20 protein-coding genes and 1 pseudogene are annotated in these 21,865 nt (G+C 60.8%); 5 read left to right on the plus strand and 16 right to left on the minus strand.

What is annotated here, in order from left to right; genetic code table 11:
• Positions 1-40: 40 nt before the first annotated feature.
• Entirely contained in the window at positions 41-796 is a 756-nt protein-coding gene (locus tag HDG39_RS16075) for a TetR/AcrR family transcriptional regulator (protein WP_184006902.1), read from the plus strand.
• A gap of 118 nt (positions 797-914) precedes the next feature.
• On the opposite strand, the gene HDG39_RS16080 is transcribed toward HDG39_RS16075, so the two are convergent.
• Positions 915-1,970 carry an AI-2E family transporter gene (locus tag HDG39_RS16080; protein ID WP_184007009.1) on the minus strand — a complete coding sequence of 352 codons (1,056 nt, stop codon included), beginning with the start codon at positions 1,968-1,970 and terminating at the stop codon, positions 915-917.
• A gap of 695 nt (positions 1,971-2,665) precedes the next feature.
• Complete coding sequence (locus HDG39_RS16085; protein ID WP_184006903.1) at positions 2,666-2,848, minus strand: hypothetical protein; 183 nt, start codon at positions 2,846-2,848, stop codon at positions 2,666-2,668.
• 444 nt (positions 2,849-3,292) lie between these two features.
• Here HDG39_RS16085 and HDG39_RS16090 point away from each other — a divergent pair, with 444 nt between their 5' ends.
• Positions 3,293-3,649 carry a hypothetical protein gene (locus HDG39_RS16090; RefSeq protein WP_184006904.1) on the plus strand — a complete coding sequence of 119 codons (357 nt, stop codon included), beginning with the start codon at positions 3,293-3,295 and terminating at the stop codon, positions 3,647-3,649.
• Positions 3,650-4,228: 579 nt separating this feature from the next.
• Here HDG39_RS16090 and HDG39_RS36035 read toward each other — a convergent pair.
• The 9 genes from HDG39_RS36035 to HDG39_RS16135 all read right to left on the minus strand — a co-directional run bounded on the left by HDG39_RS36035 (position 4,229) and on the right by HDG39_RS16135 (position 12,731).
• Positions 4,229-4,534, minus strand: a complete 306-nt coding sequence (locus HDG39_RS36035; protein ID WP_184006905.1) for an SAF domain-containing protein — start codon at positions 4,532-4,534, stop codon at positions 4,229-4,231.
• Between the two features lie 16 nt (positions 4,535-4,550).
• Positions 4,551-5,684 (minus strand): mannitol dehydrogenase family protein, encoded by a 1,134-nt coding sequence (locus tag HDG39_RS16100; RefSeq protein WP_018424484.1) that lies wholly within the window; start codon positions 5,682-5,684, stop codon positions 4,551-4,553.
• A 25-nt stretch (positions 5,685-5,709) separates the two neighbouring features.
• The gene (locus HDG39_RS16105; protein WP_184006906.1) at positions 5,710-6,720 is read right to left on the minus strand and encodes a zinc-binding alcohol dehydrogenase family protein; all 1,011 of its coding nucleotides are present in this window, start codon (positions 6,718-6,720) and stop codon (positions 5,710-5,712) included.
• A 114-nt stretch (positions 6,721-6,834) separates the two neighbouring features.
• The gene (locus tag HDG39_RS16110; RefSeq protein ID WP_260327932.1) at positions 6,835-7,149 is read right to left on the minus strand and encodes an L-rhamnose mutarotase; all 315 of its coding nucleotides are present in this window, start codon (positions 7,147-7,149) and stop codon (positions 6,835-6,837) included.
• Between the two features lie 25 nt (positions 7,150-7,174).
• On the minus strand, positions 7,175-8,023 hold the full coding sequence (locus HDG39_RS16115; protein ID WP_184006908.1) for an amidohydrolase family protein: 849 nt from the start codon (positions 8,021-8,023) through the stop codon (positions 7,175-7,177).
• Positions 8,020-9,036: an aldo/keto reductase gene (locus HDG39_RS16120; protein ID WP_184006909.1), complete on the minus strand. Its 1,017-nt coding sequence runs from the start codon at positions 9,034-9,036 to the stop codon at positions 8,020-8,022. Before HDG39_RS16120 ends, HDG39_RS16115 begins: the two co-directional genes overlap by 4 nt.
• 114 nt (positions 9,037-9,150) lie before the next feature.
• Complete coding sequence (locus tag HDG39_RS16125) at positions 9,151-10,095, minus strand: ABC transporter substrate-binding protein (RefSeq protein WP_184006910.1); 945 nt, start codon at positions 10,093-10,095, stop codon at positions 9,151-9,153.
• A gap of 67 nt (positions 10,096-10,162) precedes the next feature.
• Positions 10,163-11,191 carry an ABC transporter permease gene (locus HDG39_RS16130; RefSeq protein ID WP_018424478.1) on the minus strand — a complete coding sequence of 343 codons (1,029 nt, stop codon included), beginning with the start codon at positions 11,189-11,191 and terminating at the stop codon, positions 10,163-10,165.
• Positions 11,184-12,731, minus strand: a complete 1,548-nt coding sequence (locus tag HDG39_RS16135; protein ID WP_184007010.1) for a sugar ABC transporter ATP-binding protein — start codon at positions 12,729-12,731, stop codon at positions 11,184-11,186. Before HDG39_RS16135 ends, HDG39_RS16130 begins: the two co-directional genes overlap by 8 nt.
• A 244-nt stretch (positions 12,732-12,975) precedes the next feature.
• On the opposite strand from HDG39_RS16135, the gene HDG39_RS16140 reads away from it, so the two are divergent.
• The gene (locus tag HDG39_RS16140) at positions 12,976-13,716 is read left to right on the plus strand and encodes a FadR/GntR family transcriptional regulator (RefSeq protein WP_184006911.1); all 741 of its coding nucleotides are present in this window, start codon (positions 12,976-12,978) and stop codon (positions 13,714-13,716) included.
• Between the two features lie 204 nt (positions 13,717-13,920).
• On the opposite strand, the gene HDG39_RS16145 is transcribed toward HDG39_RS16140, so the two are convergent.
• The 3 genes from HDG39_RS16145 to HDG39_RS16155 form a co-directional block, all read right to left on the minus strand.
• Positions 13,921-14,868: a sugar-binding protein gene (locus HDG39_RS16145; protein ID WP_018424475.1), complete on the minus strand. Its 948-nt coding sequence runs from the start codon at positions 14,866-14,868 to the stop codon at positions 13,921-13,923.
• Between the two features lie 258 nt (positions 14,869-15,126).
• On the minus strand, positions 15,127-16,122 hold the full coding sequence (locus HDG39_RS16150; RefSeq protein WP_018424474.1) for an ABC transporter permease: 996 nt from the start codon (positions 16,120-16,122) through the stop codon (positions 15,127-15,129).
• A 56-nt stretch (positions 16,123-16,178) separates the two neighbouring features.
• A complete protein-coding gene (locus tag HDG39_RS16155; RefSeq protein WP_184006912.1) occupies positions 16,179-16,919 on the minus strand; it encodes an ATP-binding cassette domain-containing protein in 741 nt (246 codons plus the stop codon).
• 657 nt (positions 16,920-17,576) lie between these two features.
• On the opposite strand from HDG39_RS16155, the pseudogene HDG39_RS16160 reads away from it, so the two are divergent.
• Positions 17,577-17,654 (plus strand): annotated as a pseudogene (locus tag HDG39_RS16160) (IS6 family transposase); the annotation flags it as partial.
• A 1,178-nt stretch (positions 17,655-18,832) separates the two neighbouring features.
• Here the strand turns inward: HDG39_RS16160 and HDG39_RS16165 are convergent.
• Entirely contained in the window at positions 18,833-19,072 is a 240-nt protein-coding gene (locus tag HDG39_RS16165) for a hypothetical protein (RefSeq protein WP_184006913.1), read from the minus strand.
• A 540-nt stretch (positions 19,073-19,612) separates the two neighbouring features.
• Here HDG39_RS16165 and HDG39_RS16170 point away from each other — a divergent pair.
• Positions 19,613-20,272 carry a TetR/AcrR family transcriptional regulator gene (locus HDG39_RS16170; protein WP_184006914.1) on the plus strand — a complete coding sequence of 220 codons (660 nt, stop codon included), beginning with the start codon at positions 19,613-19,615 and terminating at the stop codon, positions 20,270-20,272.
• 115 nt (positions 20,273-20,387) lie between these two features.
• Here HDG39_RS16170 and hydA read toward each other — a convergent pair whose 3' ends face one another.
• Positions 20,388-21,839 carry a dihydropyrimidinase gene (gene hydA, locus HDG39_RS16175; protein WP_184006915.1) on the minus strand — a complete coding sequence of 484 codons (1,452 nt, stop codon included), beginning with the start codon at positions 21,837-21,839 and terminating at the stop codon, positions 20,388-20,390.
• Positions 21,840-21,865: the final 26 nt, after the last annotated feature.

The following is a 21,865-nucleotide window of genomic DNA, read 5'->3' on the forward strand; positions in this document are numbered from 1 at the left end:
TAGAATCCTGACATCGAATAATCACGACTACGGAGCCGACATGCCACAAGCCCCCAAACCGCGCGCGAGCCGCGGACGCTCTCTCAAGGCGCCAGGTGCGTCCCGCGACGCGATCAACAGAAGCTACCCGCGCGGTGCCCGTCGCAAACGCGAGACGCGCGCGCGCCTGCTCGACGCTGCGCTGGAACTGGTGGCGGCCAAGGGTTTGAGCTCCGTCACCATTAACGAAATCACCGAGGCAGCCGACGTCGGGTTCGGTTCCTTCTATAACCACTTCGAATCCAAGGAAGGCATCTTCACGGCGCTCATCGAATGGCTGTTCGAGGAATTTGCGGATACGCTCGATCGCCTCGCCGCGGGGTTGTCCGATCCAGCGGAAGTGATCGCCGTCTCAGTCCGTCACACGCTTCTGCGGGCCTACCGCGAGCCGGTTTGGGGGCAACTCCTCATTCGCGAAGGTTTGTCGCCGCGCCTGCTCAGCAGGGGTCTCGGCCTGCGCCTGCTGCGCGATAGCGAGAAGGGCATTTCAGAAAGGCGCTTTGTGATCGCGGACCGGCTCGTGTCCGTTATCTCCGTGATTGGCACGGTGCTCGCGGGAATTGCCGCCGAACTGCAACTGGCCATCTCGTCGAAGCGGACTGTTCGTGCGCGAAAGGTGCTTCGCTCGAAGGAGGACAAGTTTGCCCAGCGAACCGCCGCCATTGTGTTGCAGGCGTTCGGTCTCACACGTGTAGAGGCCGAGCGGATCGCGCGACGTCCACTGCCCACCGTTCCCGATGCTCCGAGCTTGCCGTGACAGTGCAATTAGCGCGGTGTTTCCGCACCGTTGCAGGCGCGGCCGCCCGGTGCGGTGTCGGGTTGATGGGTAGGCGGGGCAGGTGCCCAGACATCGAATCGGGCGATCGCGATGCCGGTCAGCCCTGGTAAAGCGCACTCGCGAGATAGCGGTGGCGCAGTTCCCGCAATGCCGATGCGATGATGGCGCTGACCGGCAACGCGAGCAGCACACCGAAGAATCCGAACAGCCGCCCAAAAGCCAGCAACGCAAAGATGACCGCGAGCGGATGAAGGCCGATGCGCTCGCCAACCAGTCTCGGCGTCAGCACAAAGCTTTCAAGAATCTGGCCGACGCCATACACCGCGACCACCACGGCCAGGCCATACCAGTCACCGAATTGCAGCAGCGCCGCAAGGAGCGCGAACGCGAGGCCGGTCGCAAAGCCGATATAGGGAACGAATACGGCAAGCGCGCTAAACAGGCCGACGGGCACCGCCAGATCCAACCCTGCGATCGTCAGGACAGTCGGGTAGAACACGGCGAGCACTGCAATCACCAGCAGTTGCCCGCGCAGGTACTGCGACATCATGCAATCGATCTCTCCGACGAATTCCCGTGTCTTGCCGAGCCAGCGCCGCGGCACGAAGCTCGCCATGCGCGCGAACGCCTCGTGTCTGTCGTACAGCAGATAGAACAGGACGAGTGGCATCAGCACCGCATTGCTCACGACATTGATCATCACGTTGCTGCTGGTGCGCAGGTACTGCCATACGGCAAGCATCGCGCCCTGCCCGTCCGCTTTGAGACGCGCCGCCAGCGCGTCGCGGATATTCGTCACATCGAGCGAATAATCCAGTCCCAGAAAAGCCAGACGCGGCTTCAGCCATCCATCGAGTTTTGCGACGATAAATGGAATTTGCCTGAGGAGTTCGGGCCCTTCCTTCTGAACAACTACGCACATGAGCAACATGACGAGTGCGACGGACAGAGCAAACAAAGACATCATCGCCAGCGCCGCAACGCCGCGTGGAATGCGATGGCGTACCAGCCACTCCACGCCCGGCTGCAAAATGTATGCGACGAGCGCACCGAGCAGAAACGGCGTGAGAACGGCACGCAGGTTCCACAGCAACACGCCGGCCGCTAACGCAACGGCGCCCCAAAACAGAGATTGACGATGGTATACAGTCATAAGCGCCCCCACTGGGCGAGTGATCGAGTGGCTTTGGTCGTTGGGTCGAAGCATCGGCGGAAGCATCCGTCTTAACCGCAGGAGCCGGCGATGCAGAGGTCGCCGCGCGGCGCATCCGTCAGATCGGCGTCGCGCCGCTAGCCGCGCTGTGGGGCCACCTGTCATCGCCCTGCTGGCGCGACGGGTCTTGCGGCGTCGCCGGCTTGTTGGTGCCTGTCTGCGATCGGCCGCCGGGTTGCCCGGTGACTTCGATCCACATTGGAGGCGCCATCCGATCGGGCGGCGACATCATTGCCGGTGCTGGCATCGCGGGAACGACAATCGCGATGACGCGAGGTGTGGGCACCACGGTCGTGGAACAACCGCAGACCGTCGCAGCAAGCGGGAACGAGCACAGCAAGGCGAAAAAGAAGCGCGGTCGTCGCGTCATTCCTGCCACCGATGCAGCGAATCGTTCAGGTCTGGTTGAGCAGTCATGGGTGACATCTCCACGGTTGATGCGGCGTGCGCTGGCATTGCGGCGACTCGCCTACAGCAACTTCGCACACGGGCCACTATGTGATAATGTTATCACATTAGCGCGTTCAGTCAATATTGATTCTAAATATCGAACCGCGCTGCATCCGCCATCGCCGGTACGCCGTGCGCCGCGCTGCCGGTCTGATTCCCGGCCAGTTCGCAGACGCGCAGAGGGCTCAGTGCGTCAGAACGCTCGGGTGCGCGGCGAGGCGCTCGACCTCGAGTAGCGCCTGACCAAGCACATCGATAGCTCCATTCGTGGTGGAGGCCGTAGCAGCGCTGCGCAACGCGTGCTGAACGATGTCGTGAATGACGTCCGTGTTCGATGATCCGGCGTGGAAAGTAAGTTGGTGTGCCATAAGTATTCCTGCGTAAAAACGAAGCGTATTTCAGGTGGACGCAGTATAAGCAAAGCGCGCCGCCATTCGACGCGCGCAATTATGAGTTGCGAGGCCTTCAATACACGGTTTGCGTGAATCGCGAATCGCTGACATAAGAACAGCAAGCGGAACGTATTCCGATACCCAGCGGATGCCGTCGAAGCGAATGTGCTGCGTGTCATGCAGACGGTCCGCACCGCCCCTGCCTCCAGACACACTAAAGAAGCGCGCACCGCTTCAGCGCAATCGGCTGCAACCTTGCAGCGACGGCAACTATCCGTTGTCCCGGGGATGCTTGTAAGCAGACGGTAAGTGACTAAACTGGCGCTCAACGAACTGGCAAACAGCACTCAAGGCTTCGCCAGACCGTTGTTCCCCTAACACCGCGTCTCCTGCACCCGACGCTCGATATGGAGTCTGTTCATGCCAAAGTCGAAGAGCTTCATCCCCGCCCCTGTTGTCGCGTCGATCCTGTCGTTCTCGACCGCCGCATTCGCTAACGACAATGGTCCGCAAACGTATGAGCAAGCGGCTGCGCAACCGGTTCAGCGTCAAACGGTCGGCTACCACGAACGCATGAGCGCCGGTACGCAACATGCAATGGACTTTCAGGCGGTGTTAGCCCGCGTGGAAGCCCAACGACAGGCGTTCAACAACTACGGCGGGGTGACTAGTTCGTCCGCTTTCCTCCGGTCAGACAACGTAGCGTCGGATAACCCCGTCGACTTTAGTACCGCAACAGCGTCCTGGCGTTACAAGGCAACCTCGGCGGCGCGTTGATACGGCCTGCCGCTGCTAATCGCATCAAAATCAACACAACCAACTGTAGAGAATTGAAATGAAAAAGACCTTCCTTGTACTGTTCGCGTTCCTTACTAGCACATCCGTGTTTGCGCAAAACAATCTGCCGCAGCAATTGCCGTCGCAGCAGCCAGCGTCCGCCGGGCAACCCTCCACGAAGCAGCTTTCACAGGATAGGCCGCAGCTTCCGCAACCTCCACAGCTTCCGCAGCTTCCGCAACTTCCGCAACTTCCGACGCAAGCGTCGACGCAGCTTCCGAACCAGCTTCTGACACAGGCATCGACGCAAGTCCCGACCCAGCTTCCGAAATAACCCCGTATGGCTGCGCACCCCGCCCAGTCGGTATTTCCGCACCCTGCTAATGCTCGTTTTTTCGCCCGGTTCTGCCTGTGCCAGATTGCCTTTGCATGGTCTGGCGCAAGTTCGGGAAGCGCGGATTAAAGCAATGCCTTTTCCCAGAACGGGCGACTTCGGCATGCAGAGAGCCTGCCAGATATTTACGGCTACTGTCACGAACGCGGGACGGAAGCAGGATCGACTTTATGCCCGCGTGGCTTTCAAGCAGGCGACTCGTTCAGTTCAGGCGCTTCGTACGCGGTACAACGGATGTGTTCGTCGCCGACTGCGCTCATCTCGACGTTATGCGTATGAACATGCTGCCCCGCCTCGATATCGCGTGGCAATACCGATGACCCGACGTACTTCAGAATGGGAGCGCCCTTTTCAATGAGACGCACAGCCACTTTGTGGCCAGCCGGGACCGATGCACGCGTGCGCAACGTCGCCGTCCCGAGATTCACTCGACCTCGGCCGGCACCGCACGACGCGCGCAAGAGAATCAAAGAATCCGATTCCGTGTTCATGTTCCCGAGGCAGTTCCTAAACCGATGCGACGCGCTCCAGCATCGCTCGTATTCGCAGTGGTCCAGGATTCACACCGAGCTTGTCGGCAAGTTGCACGAGCGGCAAAAAACGCCGCTGCAATTTCTCGGTGTGATTCTGCGCGATGTCCGCTATCCGGTGCTCGAGAAATGGATTGAGTAGACGATCGCGTAATTCGACGAGATACGCGAGAGCCCGCTCGCGCTGACCCAGGGCCGCAAACGTCGGGAGCACGTCTTCCGCCCAGACAGTTTCCAGGTTGGCGCGCAGGATCGGGTCGTTCATTGCCTGACATACGGTCTCGTCAACCGGCCTGCGGTCCTCTAGCCAGCGCTGCGCCAGATAGCTGTGACCGAGATTGAGCATGAACAGCTTCAGACGCTCGAAGTGCTGCAGATTGTCAGTCAACACGATGTTTTCGTGAGTGCAGGGCAAAACCAGTCCCGGCTGCTGCTCAATTGCCCAGAGCGCATACGGCTCGGCAACGGCGCCTACCGGTTCAATTGCCTGCGAAACGATGCGGTCGACGAGGGAATTGGCCCATATGCAACGCGTTCGAAGATAGGTAGTGAAGGACTCCGGCAGGCGCCATGTCGTCGCCAGTGTCACGACGAGTTCGCGCAACGTATCGCCATTGTTGACCACGAGTTCGCACGGAAAAAGAGAAAGCGGCGCATCAGGATGTCTTTCCCAACGGGCATGAAGCAACACCAACAGCTTGGCCGGAAAGCTATGTGGCACGCGCTCCGGATGATTCAGAAGCGCTGCGGTATCCCTGTCATCAAGCCAGAACCCCCTGTCTCCCGTATTCGAAACAATCACTTGGGCATGTTCCGATACGGCATCTCGCACCTGTTTCCAATGAGTCTCGGCGTGCCAGGCTGCGCGTACCGCGTCGCCACTCAGCATCTCGTCCACCTGTGCTCCGTGACGCATACCTCGAATCCGTACCGGATATCGTCCGCCGCCTGCCAGCGCGGCAATGCGCTTCTGACTTGCCTCGCTGCTGGTCGTCTGCACGACCGTTATGCCGCCGAGCGCGGCACCGCGCACCATGGCTTGCGAAACAAACAGGTCGACATGCGCCTGAAGAAAGCGGCTGGTCCCGAACTGAAGAATTGGCTGGCTCATGGCTGATATCCGATATGCGTGATCGTCAGCATTCGATGATGGCTTTCACTACGCCCGCGGACGGTTCGAGCAGTTTCGGAAATTCCGCGGGAACTTCGGCAAGTTTCATCCGGTGTGTATTGAGTGCCGCATCGGGCACCTGGCCAGCACTCATGGCTCTGAGCACAGTTTCGAAATCTTCCGCTGTCGCATTGCGGCTTCCGATCAGCGTGGCTTCGCGCTTGTGGAACTCCGGATCGGAGAAAGTGATCTGGTCTCTCACCACGGAAATCAGCACATATTTTCCGCCTTGCGCAATAAACTCGAAGCCGCGCTCCATGGCAGCCGGATTACCCGTCGCATCGAAGACCACGTCGAAGAATTCGCCGTCGGTGAGTTTCGTCAGTTCGTCGATGTCGGTATCGCCGATCTGCACGGTAGCCGCCACTTCAATTTTCTCCGCGCAGAAGTTGAGACGATCGAGCCGTGTATCGAGCGCCGTCACCGTGGCCCCGCGCAGACGTGAAAAGATCATTGCGGCCATACCGATCGGACCTGCACCGACTACCAGCACGCGCTGTCCCGCCTGAACGTCCGCGCGACGAACCGCGTGCGCGCCAATGGCGAGAAACTCGATCATTGCCGCCTGATCGAGCGTGATCCCTTCAGCCTTGTGAACGAACTGACGCGGCAGACTTAGATACTCCGTCAATGCGCCATCACGGTGGACGCCCAATACCTGAATGTTCACGCAGCAGTTCGTTTTGCCGTTCCTGCAAGCAATGCACTGACCGCATGACAGGTAGGGCATCACGTAGACCGGGTCGCCGACGGCCAGGCCGGAATCCGCATCGGCCTCTTCGACCGTCCCCGACAGTTCATGTCCCATCACGCGGGGGTACGCTAGAAATGGCTGATTGCCGGTAAAGATGTGCAGGTCAGTGCCGCATACGCCGACGCGTCGCACTCGTAGCAACACCTCGCCGCTGTCTCGCGATGGCATTGAGCGCGTCTCGGAGCGCAGTACGCCGGGAGTTTCACAAATAACGGTGAGCATGAGGTTTCCTCTTTCAAGTACAGGACCCGCGAAGCCATGATCCGGTTTCGATGCGGGCTCGGCTAATTTGTCTCTTTACGGCGAGATCAAACGAGTGCGATGTTGCGACGACACCTATTCGAGGTAAAAGACCTCTTCCATCCGGGCCCAGTGTTCCGGCGGCGCACGACTCGGCAGCGGTTTCTGGCACGGACCGCACAGGCTCCACCAACGTTGTGTTTCGGGGTCGCTCGCAATCTCCGCCATATCGCTTTCATAGTCAGTTCCGACGTATTCCCAGTAACCGAACAACAGGTTCTCGGGTTCCCGCAGGAAAATCGAATAGCGGGTGACATTCGAGCGCTTCAGGCGATCGAGCACCGTCGGCCACACCTGCGCGTGCAGGCGTTTGTATTCGTCGACGCGCTGCGGATCAATGCCGATGACCATTCCCATTCGTTGCATCACACTCTCCCTATTCTTCGAGCCGGTAGAAGCGATAAGCGTTGCCGCCGAACACGGCGTCTTTATCCTCACCACGGGCAAACCGCTCGCAGTACGTTTCACAGGCGGCAAGCCACCCGGCGTAGTCGCCGAAGCCTGATGCGAGCCGCAGGACAGGCCAGTCACTCCCCCACAGCAGACGGCGGGCACCGAACAATCGGAATAGCGTTTCCATGTAGGGATCGAAAGCAGCAACGTCCGTGTGCGGCGGCGCTTCCGTCCATAAGCCGGACAGCTTGCAATGTACGTTTTCGAGTTTGGCCAGATCGTCCATGGCGCTTCGCCACGGCTCCAGTTGCCTGATAGCGATCAGTGGCTTGGCTGCATGATCTATAACAATCCGCAGACCGGGATATCGCCTCGCGAATGCGACCAGTCCGGGGAGCTGACGCGGGACGACCAGTGCATCAAATGCAAGGTCATTCGCGAGCATCGCCGTGATCGCCGGTCGCAATGCCGGGTCGTCGATCCAGTTGTCGTCGGCAAGATCCTGCAGCATCGGCCGCAGCGCTTTCAGCTTCGGGTGGCGGGCCAAAGCATCGATCGTTTGCGGCGCGTCCGGTGCTTTCAGGTCGGCCCATCCCACCACGCCACGGATAAAAGAGTGACCGGTCGCCAATTCGAGCAGGAACCCGGTGTCTTTGCTGCCCGGTAAGGACTGGACCAGGACGGTTCCGTCGATGCCGCATTGTTCAAGCAGCGGTTCAAAATCGGCCGGCCCAAAGTCTCGATAGATCGCTTCGAGGCGGGCAGGCGGCCAATGCCCCACACGCGCCGCGAGGTGCCAGAAATGGTGATGTGCGTCGATACGCAGGCTCACTGGACCACCTCGGGCACAGGTGCGGTGTCCGCGATCAGACCGCCCGACTTCAGCTCCCGCCACAATCCGGCTGGCAGCGCCTGCTCAAACCACGCGACGTTCTGCCGGAGTTGTTCGACACTGCGCGCGCCGACCACGCACGACACAACCGCGGGATGCGCAAGGGGAAACTGCAGTGCCGCCGCGGGTAACGGAACCTCGAATTCGCGGCAAACCTCAGCCAGCCGGTGGACGCGCGACACGACACCGGCGGGGGCGTCCCCGTAATTGAACTTGCCATTACCTGCCAGCACACCGGAATTGAACACACCGCCGGCCACGATCGAATTGCCATGCCGTACGCAATCGTCGAGAAACGGCGACAGACAATCCTGCTCGAGCAGCGTATAACGGCCCGCGAGTAACGTCACATCGAGCTGTATCTCCTGCATGGCTTCGTGCACAACTTGCCATTCATTCACTCCAAGACCGATGGCTTTGACCTGCCCTGCACCACGCAGCGTGTCGAGTGCGCGGAAGCCCCCTCCCTCGGTCAGCTGTTTCCAGAATTCGACGTTTGCATCCCCATGTGTCATTCGACCGACGTCATGCACATACAGTAGATCGATCTGCGGAATACCAAGACGCTGCTGGCTGTCTTCGAAAGACCGCATTACGCCATCGAAGCTATAGTCGTAATGCGGTCGGAAAGGGAGCGGTTCAGCCCAGCCGTCATCGCCGCTTTGAACAGTCGGATCCGGCCGAAGAAGCCTGCCGACTTTCGTACTCAGCACGAACTCGTTGCGTGGCCGTGCTGACAGCGCGTCGCCCACGCGGCGCTCCGAAAGCGTGTACCCGTAGAATGGCGCGGTGTCGAAATAGCGCAGACCGAGCGACCATGCTTCGTCCATCAGCGCGCGCGCCTGTTCCGGCGGCATCGTGCGATACAAGCCGCCAAGTTGCGAACAGCCCATACCGAGTGCGCTCAGTTGCACTGCCCCACGCGACAGATCACGCAGATCACTTGCTTTCATCAGGAATTCCGTTTCCAGGGATTCGTTGCCGGATGTCCAACGCCTTACAGCGTGTCTTGAACGGCGCAGTCCTCAAGGGCGGACAACGCCGTCAGGCGTCGTCCGCGCCGCGCTTCAATACAACACGTTCTTCGCGACCGGCTGATCGATATTGTTCTTGTCGACCATCACGACACCGGTATCCAGCTGCTTCGTAACCGGCTTGCGTTCGATGACCTCCACCGCTGTTTTGACACCTTTGTAGCCCATCTGATACGAGCCCTGAACAGCGATGGCCTGGATGGTGCCGTCCTTGACGAAGCCCTGGAGGTCCTGGTTGCCGTCAAAACCGATCGCGACCACCTTGCCGGCTTTGCCGGACTGCGCCAACGCACGCCCCATACCCACGGCGGTCGGTTCGTTCGCACCGAAGATGCCCTTCAGATCCGGATTGGCCGACAGCACGTCGGTCGTCTGATTGAGCGCGGTCGCCATCTGCGACTGCGAGTAGAACGGTCCGACGATCTGGAGCTTCGAGTGCTGCGCGAGATACTTCCGGAAACCGCCCACGCGGCCGATCTCAGAACCCGCGCCGGCCACGTACGACATCACAGCGATTTTTCCTGTCTGTCCGACGCGGTCAATCATTGCTTTCGCGCACAATTCACCGGCCTTGTCGTTATCGGTCGAGAGAAACGACTGGTAATACTGCTTGCCGGAATCGGACACGAGCGAATCGATCAGGACGACCGGAATCTTTGCCTCCCAGGCCTTCTTCATTGCCGGGACCAGCGCATCGGGATCGGACGGCGCGAGCACGATCGCCGCGACATGCCGGTTCACCGCGTTCTCGACCATATTGACTTCGTCCGCCACGGCTGACTCGGTCGCCGGTCCCTGGAACGTCATCGTGTAGCCGTTCAGCCCTTTCATGCCCTCCGTTGCGCCCTTTTGCACGTTCTGCCAGTAATTCGAGTTGGCCGTCTTGACGATCACGGCGATCTCTCCGCTCGCCGCATTCGCGTGGGCCGTCACTGCGGTCAAAAGTGCGGCGGCCAATGCCAGATACATCTTTTTCATGTCTCACTCCTTGGTTGGTGATTGCACTGCTTTGTTGGACTTCTCGAATGGCATCATTCGATGTGCTTTATCGACGGTTTCTGACCTGGTCGATCCAGACCGTGCCGAGAATGACCAGTCCGATGATGATTTGCTGGACGAAGCTCGATACGCCGTTCATGTTCAGGCCATTGCGCAGTACGCCGATGACGAACGCACCGATGGCCGTACCCGAAATCGTGCCGACGCCGCCCATCAGCGACGTCCCGCCAATCACGGCGCTCGCGATCGCATCGAGCTCGTACATGACGCCTTCGTTTGGTTGCGCCGTGACGAGGCGCGACATCAGCACGCACCCCGTCAGACCGGCGAGTACGCCGGACAGCACATAGGTAAATAAGGTGACGCGTCGGACATTGACGCCGGAGAGCCGCGCGGCTTCGGCATTCGATCCGACCGCGTAGATGTGCCGGCCGAGCGAGGTGCGCGTCAGCATGATCGATACAGCCACCGCCAGCACGACCATGATGATCACGGGATAAGGAATCCCCGGAAATACCGTATCGGGGAATCCGTCCGCTCCGACATGCGAGATGCGGAACAACGCGCCATTTCCGAGTTCGCCGAAAGCGTCGCCGAGTCCGGAAACCGGGCGCGCACCCGTGATCTGAAGCGCGAGACCGCGCGCGACCAGCATCATGCCGAGGGTGGCGATAAAGGGCGGCAGACCCATACGCGTGACGCACAGGCCATTGACGAGCCCGCACAGGCCGCCCACCACGACGCCGCCGAACATGCCGAGAGGAATCGGCACGCCAGCCTTGACGAGCAACGCGGCAACCACACCTGACAGCGCAAGGACGGAACCCACGGACAGGTCGATTCCACCCGTAATGATCACGCAGGTTGCCGCCACGCCGAGATAGGCAATCGACGTCACCTGCAAAGCGACCGTCATGCCGTTTTCGAGCGAGAAGAACGCGGAACTGGTCGATGAAAAGACGACCACCAGCATGATCAGACTGCCGAGCGCGGCGAATTTCTGAATCAGGTCGCGACGCCGGAGCTTCGCGCTGGTGTCGACCGTAGTGGTCTGTTCGGATGTTATTTCAAGCATGATTTCGTCCCGATGCGAAGTGCATGATTTCTTCCTGATTGGTGTGGCGCGTCTCCAGGATCGTGGCGATCCGGCCTTCGTGGAATACCGCGATGCGATCGGACATACCGAGGATCTCGGGCAATTCCGAACTGATCAGCACGACGCCGATGCCCTGCGCGGCGAGCTGATCCATCAGCGTGTAGATCGCGTATTTCGCGCCGACATCGATGCCGCGCGTGGGCTCGTCGAAAAACAGAATCTTCGATTCGCGAAACAGCCATTTGCCGATGACAACCTTCTGCTGATTGCCGCCGGACAGGTTGCGCGTGAGTTGATGGACCGTCGGCGTGCGGATTCCGAGCGTTTCAACGTAACGCTGTGCGATGCTCGCTTCTTCGGCGAAGCGGATGAAGCCGGCGCGACCCGACACCGCCTCGATATTGGCCAGCGTGATGTTGGTCGCGACCGGCATCTTCAGCGCGAGGCCGTCGCTCTTGCGGTCTTCCGACAGATACGCGATGCCGTGGCGAATCGCGTCGATAGGCGAGCGGATCGAGACGCGCTCGCTCCCGATATGAATCTCGCCTCCGTCCGGCTGGTCAGCGCCGAAAATCGCCCGTGCCACTTCGGTCCGCCCTGCGCCCATCAAACCGGCGAAGCCCAGAATCTCGCCTCGCCTCAGTTCGAACGAAACCGGCCCAAATGCCGGTGCGCGCGACAGATTGTCGACACGCAGCAGCACCTCCTGCGTCACGACCGAGCGGCGCGGCGGGTACGCATCATTCAGCGCCCGGCCGACCATCCGCGCAACGATCTCATCCATGCTGGTCGCCGCGAAATCGTCCGTTGAAATGTGGTGTCCGTCGCGCAGCACCGTCACGCGGTCGACGATCTGCTTCATTTCGTCGAGACGATGAGAGATGTAGACAATGCCGACCCCGTTCTCGCGCAACTCCTTGATGATCCGGAACAGGTGCATGGTTTCGGATTCGGTGAGCGACGAAGTGGGTTCGTCCATGATCAGCACCTGGGCGTCGAGCGAGAGAGCCTTGGCGATTTCGACCATCTGTTGTTGGGCGATCGACAGCGTCCCCACCAGCCTGGTGGGCGGCAACGACAATCCAATGCGGGCGAGCGCGCGCTGGGCGTTCCCATTCAGTCGTGCGCGATCGATGAACGGTCCGCGTTTGGGCTCGCGTGCCAGGTAGATGTTTTCCGCAATCGAGAGGTGGGGCACCAGATTCAGTTCCTGGTGAATGATCGCAATGCCTGCTTCCTGTGCCTCGAGTGAGGATGCGAACCGCCTTTCCATCCCGCGAAAAACGATCGTGCCGGCATCGGGCTGGTATTGGCCGCTGACGATTTTCATCAGGGTCGACTTGCCGGCGCCGTTTTCGCCGCAAATCGCGTGCACTTCGCCGCGGCGCAATTCGAAGTGCACGTCCTCCAGTGCAACGACACCCGGAAACCGCTTGCCCAGCCCGCTCAATTTCAGTAGCTCCGGGGGTTCCTTCGGAGCGAAGCCGTTCACGGCGCGCGGTGCAAGGTCGGCGCTCAGATCTGTCACGCGTGTCTCCTTCTTTGATCTACGGCGCTATTGTGTTGGTCAGGCCAATCTGAGGCAGATTAGAAAATAAATCGCGCAGTTGGTCAAGCCAATTTGTATCCTGTCGATATTGGCCTTACCAGGTACAAACCCGTATCGTTCCTGCCGAATGTGCGCAAAGCCTTGCCGGGCTTGCGTGGTAGACTTGATCGCCGGTCGAGGGACGACCGGGCCATTTTTTTCTTCCGGCAGCAAAATGAAACAGACTGAGCCAAAGCGGCTTTACCAATTGGTCGCCGACCAGATTCGCGGCCTCATCCACGGAGGCGATTTCCCTCCGGGTTCGAGACTGCCGGCCGAGCGCGAGTTGTCGCAGCAACTGGGTGTTTCGCGCCCATCTCTGCGCGAGGCGTTGATCGCCCTGGAAATCGGCGGCAGCGTCGAGACCCGTATGGGTTCGGGCGTCTATGTGCGCGAAACCGCAAACGAAAGTGAAGGGTCGCTGGCTGTGCTAGGCGAAAGTCCGACGGAAATCATGCAGGCGCGGGCCGTGATCGAAGGCAGCCTCGTCGTGCTCGCCAGCACGCGGCTCACAGCCGGCTTTCTGGACCGGTTGCGGCGCAGCGTGGAGGCGATGCATCGCCTCGCCTCCGCCGGCAAATCTCCTCTGGAACCGGACCGGCAGTTCCACCTGATCATCGCGGAAGCGGCCGGCAATACGGTGTTGAGCCGGTATGTGGCCGATCTGTTTGACGCGAGGCGTGATCCGATCGGGGCGAGGATTAGCGAACTCGCTGAAAATACGGCCACATGGATGGCTGCGGTTGAGGAGCACGAAAAAGTCCTGCATGCGCTGGAAGCAGGTGACCCTATTGCTGCAGAAGCGGCGATGCGATCGCATCTGAAATCTTCTGAAGTGCGCTGGGTCGGGAGTGACATCAGGAAGGTCGCACCCACCGATGCGGACGGTAAAGTTACCCGCGTGCGACTGGGTTGAGTTGCGAAACGAACCACTTTGAGCGGACATGTCGCGAGAAGGGTCGCCACGCATCGTCAATTGCACCGATGACCGGTGGCGCCCATGCCACCGGGCAGTCCCCGGCGCACCCGGCGGGGAGCGGCGTAACGCCCGGACGCTCACGAGGCTCTTAGCGAGTCTCGCGGTGGCGCGTCATCGTGATCCACGTGGGCCGCCGGACCTTCAATGCTTCAGGCAAGTGTCGGCGTTCTTCCACGTGCAGACGTCGAGTCCTGTGTGGATGACCGGAGGCACCGACTTGCCTTGCGCGAGGTCACGCATGACCATCGCGGCCCGGTAGCCCATTTCTTCGGGCCGCTGGCCGACGAGCACATTCACCTTACGTTCCTTGAGCGCCTGCAATTCGGGCCCGAGCGTATCCGCCGAGACGATCACGAACTTGCCGTTCTTGATCTTGTCCATGATCGGCGCGACGACCTGCGAAAAGGCCTGCGGCGCAAAGAGCGGCCAGCCGCCCGCCAGCAGAAAGGCGTCAAGACCCGTGGGGTTGGCGGTCAGCGTGTCCTGCATCATCTGGTTCGCCTTGGCGGCGTCGTCGTTCACGTAGAGCGGGCAGCCACTGATCTCATGCCAGCCGTTCTCGCCAGCGAGCTTCGAGATGCCCTTCTTCCCGGAGAGCACGTCGCGCGCGCCCTGGGCCCGCTGGTTGATGTTCTCCGCCGCCGGATTGCCCATCACGAGGCAGACATTGCCGCCCTTCGGCATCAGCATCTTCAACTGCTCGCCGAGCTTGGCGCCCAGCTCGTAGTTGTCGGTGCCGACGTAGGCCTTGCGCAGCGAGGCATCCTTCGGCAACAGATCGGCATCCGCGGTGATGACGGGGATCGATCCGCCGCGGCGGCGCAACACCTCCCCCACGGCCGGCGCGTTCGCAGGCGAGATTGCCATGCTCGCGACGCCCTTGGTCAGCAGATCGTCGATGATCTGCACCTGCGCGCTCTCGTCCGCAGCGGTCGCGGGGCCGGTGTAGTAACAGTTGTAGCCTTGCTTGTTGAGTTCCTTGTTCGCCCGTTCGCATCCCTGATGCATGAGGTCGAAGTACGGGTTGTCGAGACCCTTGACCACCAGCGCGAGGGTTTTGTCCGCCGCGAAGCCTGGAGACGCCAGCATTGCGAGTCCTCCAGCCACAGCAAGACACATCCATAGATTCTTCATGGTTTCCTCCTGTTCGGCGCCGGCTCTACGGTGCCCATGTCTGCCCACCCAGTTTCACAACGTTTCCCACGGCAGGCCCGGAATCGGGCTTCGGCCTTTGAGCGGAATCTTGCGGTCTTGTGAAACCGTGCGTCCGCCAGTTCCGCGTCTGATCCGGCCGCGCCCGCCTCCTGCGGCACCCGCCGCGATGCGGCCGGTGCATCCGAAGACATTTCAATCTCCTTGCCGCTCGCCGCCGAGCCGGTTAAAGAGCACCGCGACAATGATAAAGGTGCCGACCACCGTGCCCTGCCAGAACGCGTCGACGCCGAGCAGGATCAGGCTGTTGCGGATGACTTCGATGAGCGCCGCGCCGACGACAGTTCCGAAGGCGCTGCCGACCCCGCCGGCCAGATTGGTTCCGCCGACCACGGTGGCAGCGATCACGCGCAATTCATCGCCGGTGCCGAGGCCTGTCGTCACCGCGCCTAGCCAGCCGACTTCGAGAATCGCCGCGACGCCCGCCATGAGGCCACAAAGCATATAGACGGAGCAGACGATGCGGCGCACCGGCACTCCAGTCAGATTCGCCGCATGGCGGTTGCCGCCGATCGCGAAGACGTAGCGGCCCCAGCGCGTCCAGCCGAACGCGAACCAGAACAGCAGCGCAAGCAGGATCAGGAACCACACCGGGTTGGCGACACCGAGCGTCGCGCCGCCGCCGAGCGCAAGGAGCTTGCTGCCATCGGGACCGAAATCGAAAATGGTCCGGCTGCGGGAAATCACGAGCGCGAGGCTGCGGCCGACGCTCAGCATGGCGAGCGTCACGACGAAAGGCTGCATGCCGAGATACGCGATGAGCACGCCGTTGACGAGACCGACGAGCCCGGCGGTCAGGAGCCCCATGCCGATGCCGGCCCAGATCGGGTAGCCCGCGTTCATGACGACCGAGAGCACGATGCCGCTGATGCCGATCGTCGAGCCGACCGAAATGTCGATGCCGCCCGTGACGATTACCGCCATCATGCCGAGCGCGACGATGGCGACGAACGCAAAGTTTCGCGTGACATTGAAAAGGTTCTCGGAGGTCGCGAAGGTCGAGGTCGCAAAAGAAAGGACGAGGCAGGCGACGGTCGTTGCCAGCACGACCCAGAACACCTGGCTTGCAAGCAGTCCCGACCAGCGGGTATGCGTCCTCGCGGACTGTGGATCATCGAGCAATGTTGGCATTGGAGGGGGCCTTCGCGGTGCGTCGTTCAACATTGGGTCTCCCGTGCGAGGCAGGTTCAGGCGGCGGCGATGGCTCCGGTGATGAGACCGGTCACTTCTTCCGGGGAGGACTCTTCAGTCTTCTTGTCCGCGACCTTGCGCCCGCGCCGCATGACGACCACGCGGTGGGCGACGGCGAATACGTCAGGCATGCGGTGGCTGATGAGGATGACCGCAATACCGTGTTCGGACAGGCGTTTGATGAGATCGAGCACCTCGGCGACCTGCCGGACACTGATCGAGGCGGTCGGCTCGTCCATGAGGACGAGCCGCGCTTCCGAGAGGCGCGTGCGGGCGATGGCCACGGCTTGCCGCTGCCCCCCGGACATTTGCCGGACGAGGTCGCGCGGGCGCGTCTCGGACTTCAGTGCCTTGAACAGTTCACCGGCGCGCCGATACATGGTCGCGTGATCGAGCACGCGGATTGGCCCGAACCCGACCCGCAGTTCGCGGCCAAGAAAGACATTGGCGGCCGCTGTCAGGTTGTCGCAAAGCGCGAGATCCTGATAGACGACCTCGATGCCGCGAGCGCGCGCGTCGACCGGCTTGTTGAAATGCACGGGCCTTCCATCGATGAGGATTTCGCCGTGCGAAGGCGGAAAGTTGCCGGCGACGACCTTCACCAACGTCGATTTCCCAGCCCCGTTGTCGCCCATGAGCCCGACCACCTGACCTGGTTCCAGACTGAGCGTTACGTCGATCAGGGCCTGAATGGCGCCGAAATGTCTGGAAACGCCTCTGAGCTCAAGAAGACTCATGGACTGTCGCGCTCGCTGGGGTGGAGGCGCCCATTGCATTGGCCGGGCGGCCAGTAGACATGCGAAGCAAGTAGATGTTTTTTAGTGCACGATGCGGCTTTTAGCAAGGCTCTTTATGACGGGGTGCATTGCGCCGTCTGCCCGTTGGAAAGACGACTCAATCGCGCGACGATGTTGTTCGAGGCAGAAAAAGGCAAATACAATGCGATTCATGGCGGCTCGGTTCTTTATGTTTGTACGACGCCCGAGAAACATCGCACGATATCAGAGCGTCCCCGGCGGTCCTGCTAACCCTGATGTCTCGCGCTGCGCGCGGTAGTCGAGAAATCCTCGTCCAGGCTGGTTACGCCACAACCTCTTCCATTACCGCTCATTCTGCGCGCGACGTGACACTCGATGATCTTGCCGGAGTGCAAAACAGATGTTCCCACCTTGGTTCATGCGCTCCGTATTCGCGGGATCCAACGTGCAGTTGACCGGACGCGATAGACGATCCGGCCGAATGGCATGCTATGCATGCATAACCGGCCCGGTGCAGTTGCACGCGGTCCAGGCAAACGCCGTCTGGATCAAGGTCCCTCGCGTCCACAACTTCTTCGCAGTTGTCCCGCGGGATCAATCCGAGCGAACACGCATGCGCCCCCCCAGAAGCCAGTTGCCGCCCGACGGTACTTCGAGAAGGCCATCGATCAGAATGGCGCGCCCGAAACCGTAACCATCGACAAGAGTGGTGCTGCCGAGACGTCGCTGTCAGGTTGAGAAGGCGCGCGGGAAAGATGTCTGGATGAACAAAGCAAAATCCCTGTTTCACACGCATGAAAGGATTCCGCATCCCGCAGCGCACGCAGGCGTTGCGTTCGGACCGATCCGTCAGAAGCATCGTGCCATTACAACGAACTTGAGGCGCGATTCGCCGCCTGGCAGCGGTGGACAATTGTCGAAGCCGCCAACCGTAAACATTAATGAGGACGCCATAGGTTACCGGCAGAACTCACGCGGTCCACGTCAAGTCGACAACGCCGAAAGGCCCGTTGATCGCACGACTGCGACGCAACACTCATGTAACAACGCCATCCCACTGCATGCATGACGGCACCGCTGAGCGCGTCACGGTCCGCTGCAGAAAATGGCCGTTAGCAAGAGGGGGACAACTTGATGAATGACAGCGCCGCTGCCGGTCTGGCGCGCGTGCGCTTCTACTGTCAAGATGACGAAGACTCGGCGCACGGGCCTCCTCCCGGACACCGAGACCAATCGGGTTCCTCACCATTCGCCAATGCCGACTCCAACGCATGAACAAAACGCTGAAACGCATCCAGGGTTCCATGGACGCTTCGGTAGTCGGTGCAACCGATCCTGCCATCAAGTACGACCAGCATTCCGGCATTCCCCGCCAGTTCCAGGATGTTCATTGCGTTCTCCTCAGATCGCCCGACTATCGACCCGTCGCTCACGCCGCAAGCCGGTAAGCGCGCATCGCGGACCTCCCGGCATCCAGCAAGACCGTCTCGATGAGCTCCTGGGAACATAGGGAAGTGCCCAGCCCGGAACGGGACGATAAACATGCAGTTCCATGCGTGATAAGCGCAGTGCGCGTTGAATACCTGCTCATTGGACAGGTCCCAAGCTCACCATGCGACAGCCAGGACCCTCACAACGCCCACCGCGCGCCCACTACTCCAACACCTCCCGCACGCCGTTTCATCGCAGTCCCCTCCGAGGCAGGATCTCCTTGGCGCTCGCCATCTGCACAGTATGGCGAGCACCAGGCAGCATTTAAGGCCGGACGATTCCAGACATCGGTAACGCGAAACCGCGGCTTGTACTAAAAATGCGACCCCGGCCGTGTTATCACACGGCCGACCAGGCGGACCAGATTTCCCGTGCTGACGTGCCAGGTCTGTCTATCCAGTTCATTGGTAGGCATGCATCACTGGCCGTCTGGACGCGGGCGGGAACACGCGCCACGATCCGTCATCGTGCCGGAAGAAGAAAATGGCCAGCGAGCCGGTCGTTCGCAACGACTCCACGCGCACGCAGCGTCTCTGGCTCGAGTTTGCACGACCGTATCGCTTCAGGCGGACCGGCATAGCCGGCGTGGGCGCCAGCCATTTGTCAATCAACCATCGCAAGGACTTCTGATCGGTGTTCATCTGCTGCTCCTTCAACCCCATGGCCGTTGATCGGCCGCGCCCCTTGCCGTGCGCCGTCACGCCGCCACGTCCTCGAGGAATTCGGTGTGCAAGTCGGCCGCGGATTCGTCGCCGGCGCGCGCTTCGTGCGGATAGATCAGGTCGCGAACTTGCCTCGACGCATTCAGCAACAGACCCGCTGAAATAGGTCTTATGACCAAATACTAGTGGTCGATAGACCAATGATCAAGACCAGTAAGGAGGGTAGAAGTACCAATAAGTACGAGGATTTAGCGACCACTCCGTGGGTCAGACCGAAGCAGTTGATCGTTAAGCCCGTGATTGGGAGTATGTTAAAAACTGTGTTTAATTGGTTTCTTGACCTACCATACATACGTCGGATGACAAGAAGGGATGGCTGCTTCGGTTGCCCGGCGGCGCGGAGACACTGACTGAGGAATCACCTCTTGAGCCAGGCGCGAGCCGAGTCGGGCGCACCATTTCGGCGGCCGGAAGGAACTGTCCTGCGGAGATAACCCGTCACTGAGGAGTTGGGCGCAGATGAAAGAAATGACGATCACATCGGCGGAAATGCTAGGCTCGAGCGCGCCAGCCGAGCCCAGGCGGCGAGGCAACAGAACAACGCGCGTGCCGGAGATCCTCCAGGTCGCGATCAGCGTTTTCGCTACCGAAGGTAACGCAGGGTTCACCCAACGCCGTGTGGCGAGCGATGCGGGTATTCGCCTGAGCACCTTGCAGCACTATTTCGGTACCCGGGAAGACCTGTTGCGAGCCACGTTGAGAGCGATGGCCAACCGCTACCTTGAGCTTTATCGAACGCTCGCCAGGGATAAGCTTCGATCGCCGGAAGCCCGCCTCGATGCGATCATCGACGAGGCGTTTGCTGCACTGACGCGGCCTGGCACCAGCACGAGCGCCTTCGCCCTCGAATCGTGGAGTTTGGCCGAGCATGAGGATTTTGCGCGCGATTTGACGGCGGAAATCACGGGAGAATTCCAGGAAATCTTTGCGAGTCTTGTTGCGAAGATAAACCCGGCGCTGACGTCTGGGGAATGCGCGCTCCGAGGTGCTTTGCTCGTCTCGCACTTGCAAGGCCTGGTCGTTTTTATCCGTCGAGCCGGAGATAACGCGCCTGATCTGGACGCATTTCGGACCGCCGCAAAAGTCGTTTGGAAAGCGCTGAGTAAAGCGCCTCAATAAGCGCGCTCAACTTCGACTGTTCGAAACACCTGCTCAAGTCGTCGGACCGGCGAACGTCGCCGGTCAGGCAAGAAACCAACGAAAGCGCAGCGTCGCGAACAAAAGCCGCAGTACCTCAGCGTTCGACGGGATGCGGCTCCTTCAGCTTGTTCGCGACACGCACCGCGTCGTAGTAGGCAGCGTTCGGCGGCCGCTTCAGGTATTGCCCTGCGCCACGCTGCGCGCGCAGATCACCGTCCGCCCACGCATGCGCGCCGCGCGTGAACGTGTGCATCGCGACGCCCTGCACCTTCATCCCTTCAAAGACGTTGAAGTCGACCTTCTGATGATGCGTTTTCACCGAGATCGTCTTCGTCGCAGCCGGATCCCAAACGACGAGATCCGCGTCCGCGCCCACCTGCACGGCCCCTTTGCGCGGATACAGATTGAAGATCTGCGCGGCATTCGTCGACGTGATGCGCACGAACTCATTCGGCGTGATGCGTCCGCGATTCACCCCCTCGTGCCATAGCACCGACATCCGGTCTTCGACGCCGCCGCAGCCGTTCGGGATCTTCGTGAAGTCCTCGCGTCCCATCGCCTTTTGCGATGCGCAGAACACGCAGTGGTCGGTGGCTGTCGTATGCAACTGACCTGATTGCAGGCCGCGCCACAGCGCCTCGCGATGCTCGCTCGTGCGAAACGGCGGGCTCATCACATGCGCGGCAGCGCGCGTCCAGTCAGGGTCGCGATACACAGACTCATCGATCACCAGATGCCCCGGCAGCACTTCGCCGAACACGCGCTGCCCTTCATTGCGCGCGCGCGAAATCGCTTCGACGGCTTCTTTTGCCGAAACGTGCACGATGTACACGGGCACACCGAGTACCTGCGCAATGCGAATCGCGCGATTGGCCGCCTCGCCTTCCACTTCGGGCGGACGCGACAGCGGATGCGCTTCCGGCCCCTTGAAACCCTTCGCCAATAGCTGCTTTTGCAACTGGAACACGAGCTCGCCATTCTCCGCATGCACCGTTGGCAGCGCCCCGAGCTCGAGCGATCGCGAGAAGCTGTTCACGAGTACTTCGTCATCGGCCATGATCGCGTTCTTGTAGGCCATGAAGTGCTTGAAGCTCGATACGCCATGTTCGTGCACGAGCGTGCCCATGTCGCGATAGACCGAGTCGTCCCACCACGTCACGGCCACATGAAAGCCGTAATCCGACGATGCCTTTTCCGCCCAGCCACGCCATTGCCTGAACGCATCCATCAGCGGCTGCTTCGGGCTCGGGATCACAAAGTCGATAATGCTCGTCGTGCCACCCGACAGGCCCGCGGCCGTGCCCGTATAGAAGTCGTCGCTAGCCGTTGTGCCCATGAACGGCAGCTCCATGTGCGTGTGCGGATCGATGCCGCCAGGCATTACGTACTGGTCGTGCGCATCGACGACCTGCGCGCCCTCGGGCGGCTCGATCGTGCGATCGATCTGCAGGATCGTGCCGCCGTCCCGCGGGTCCGCGATCAACACATCGGCTCTGTGCGTGCGGTCGGAATCGATCACCGTGCCGCCGCGAATCAGGGTTGTCATCTGTTGCCTCCTCCTTCAGATCACGA

This window comes from Paraburkholderia lebeckiae, from assembly GCF_014201005.1.
In the GTDB taxonomy this organism is placed as follows: domain Bacteria; phylum Pseudomonadota; class Gammaproteobacteria; order Burkholderiales; family Burkholderiaceae; genus Paraburkholderia; species Paraburkholderia tuberum.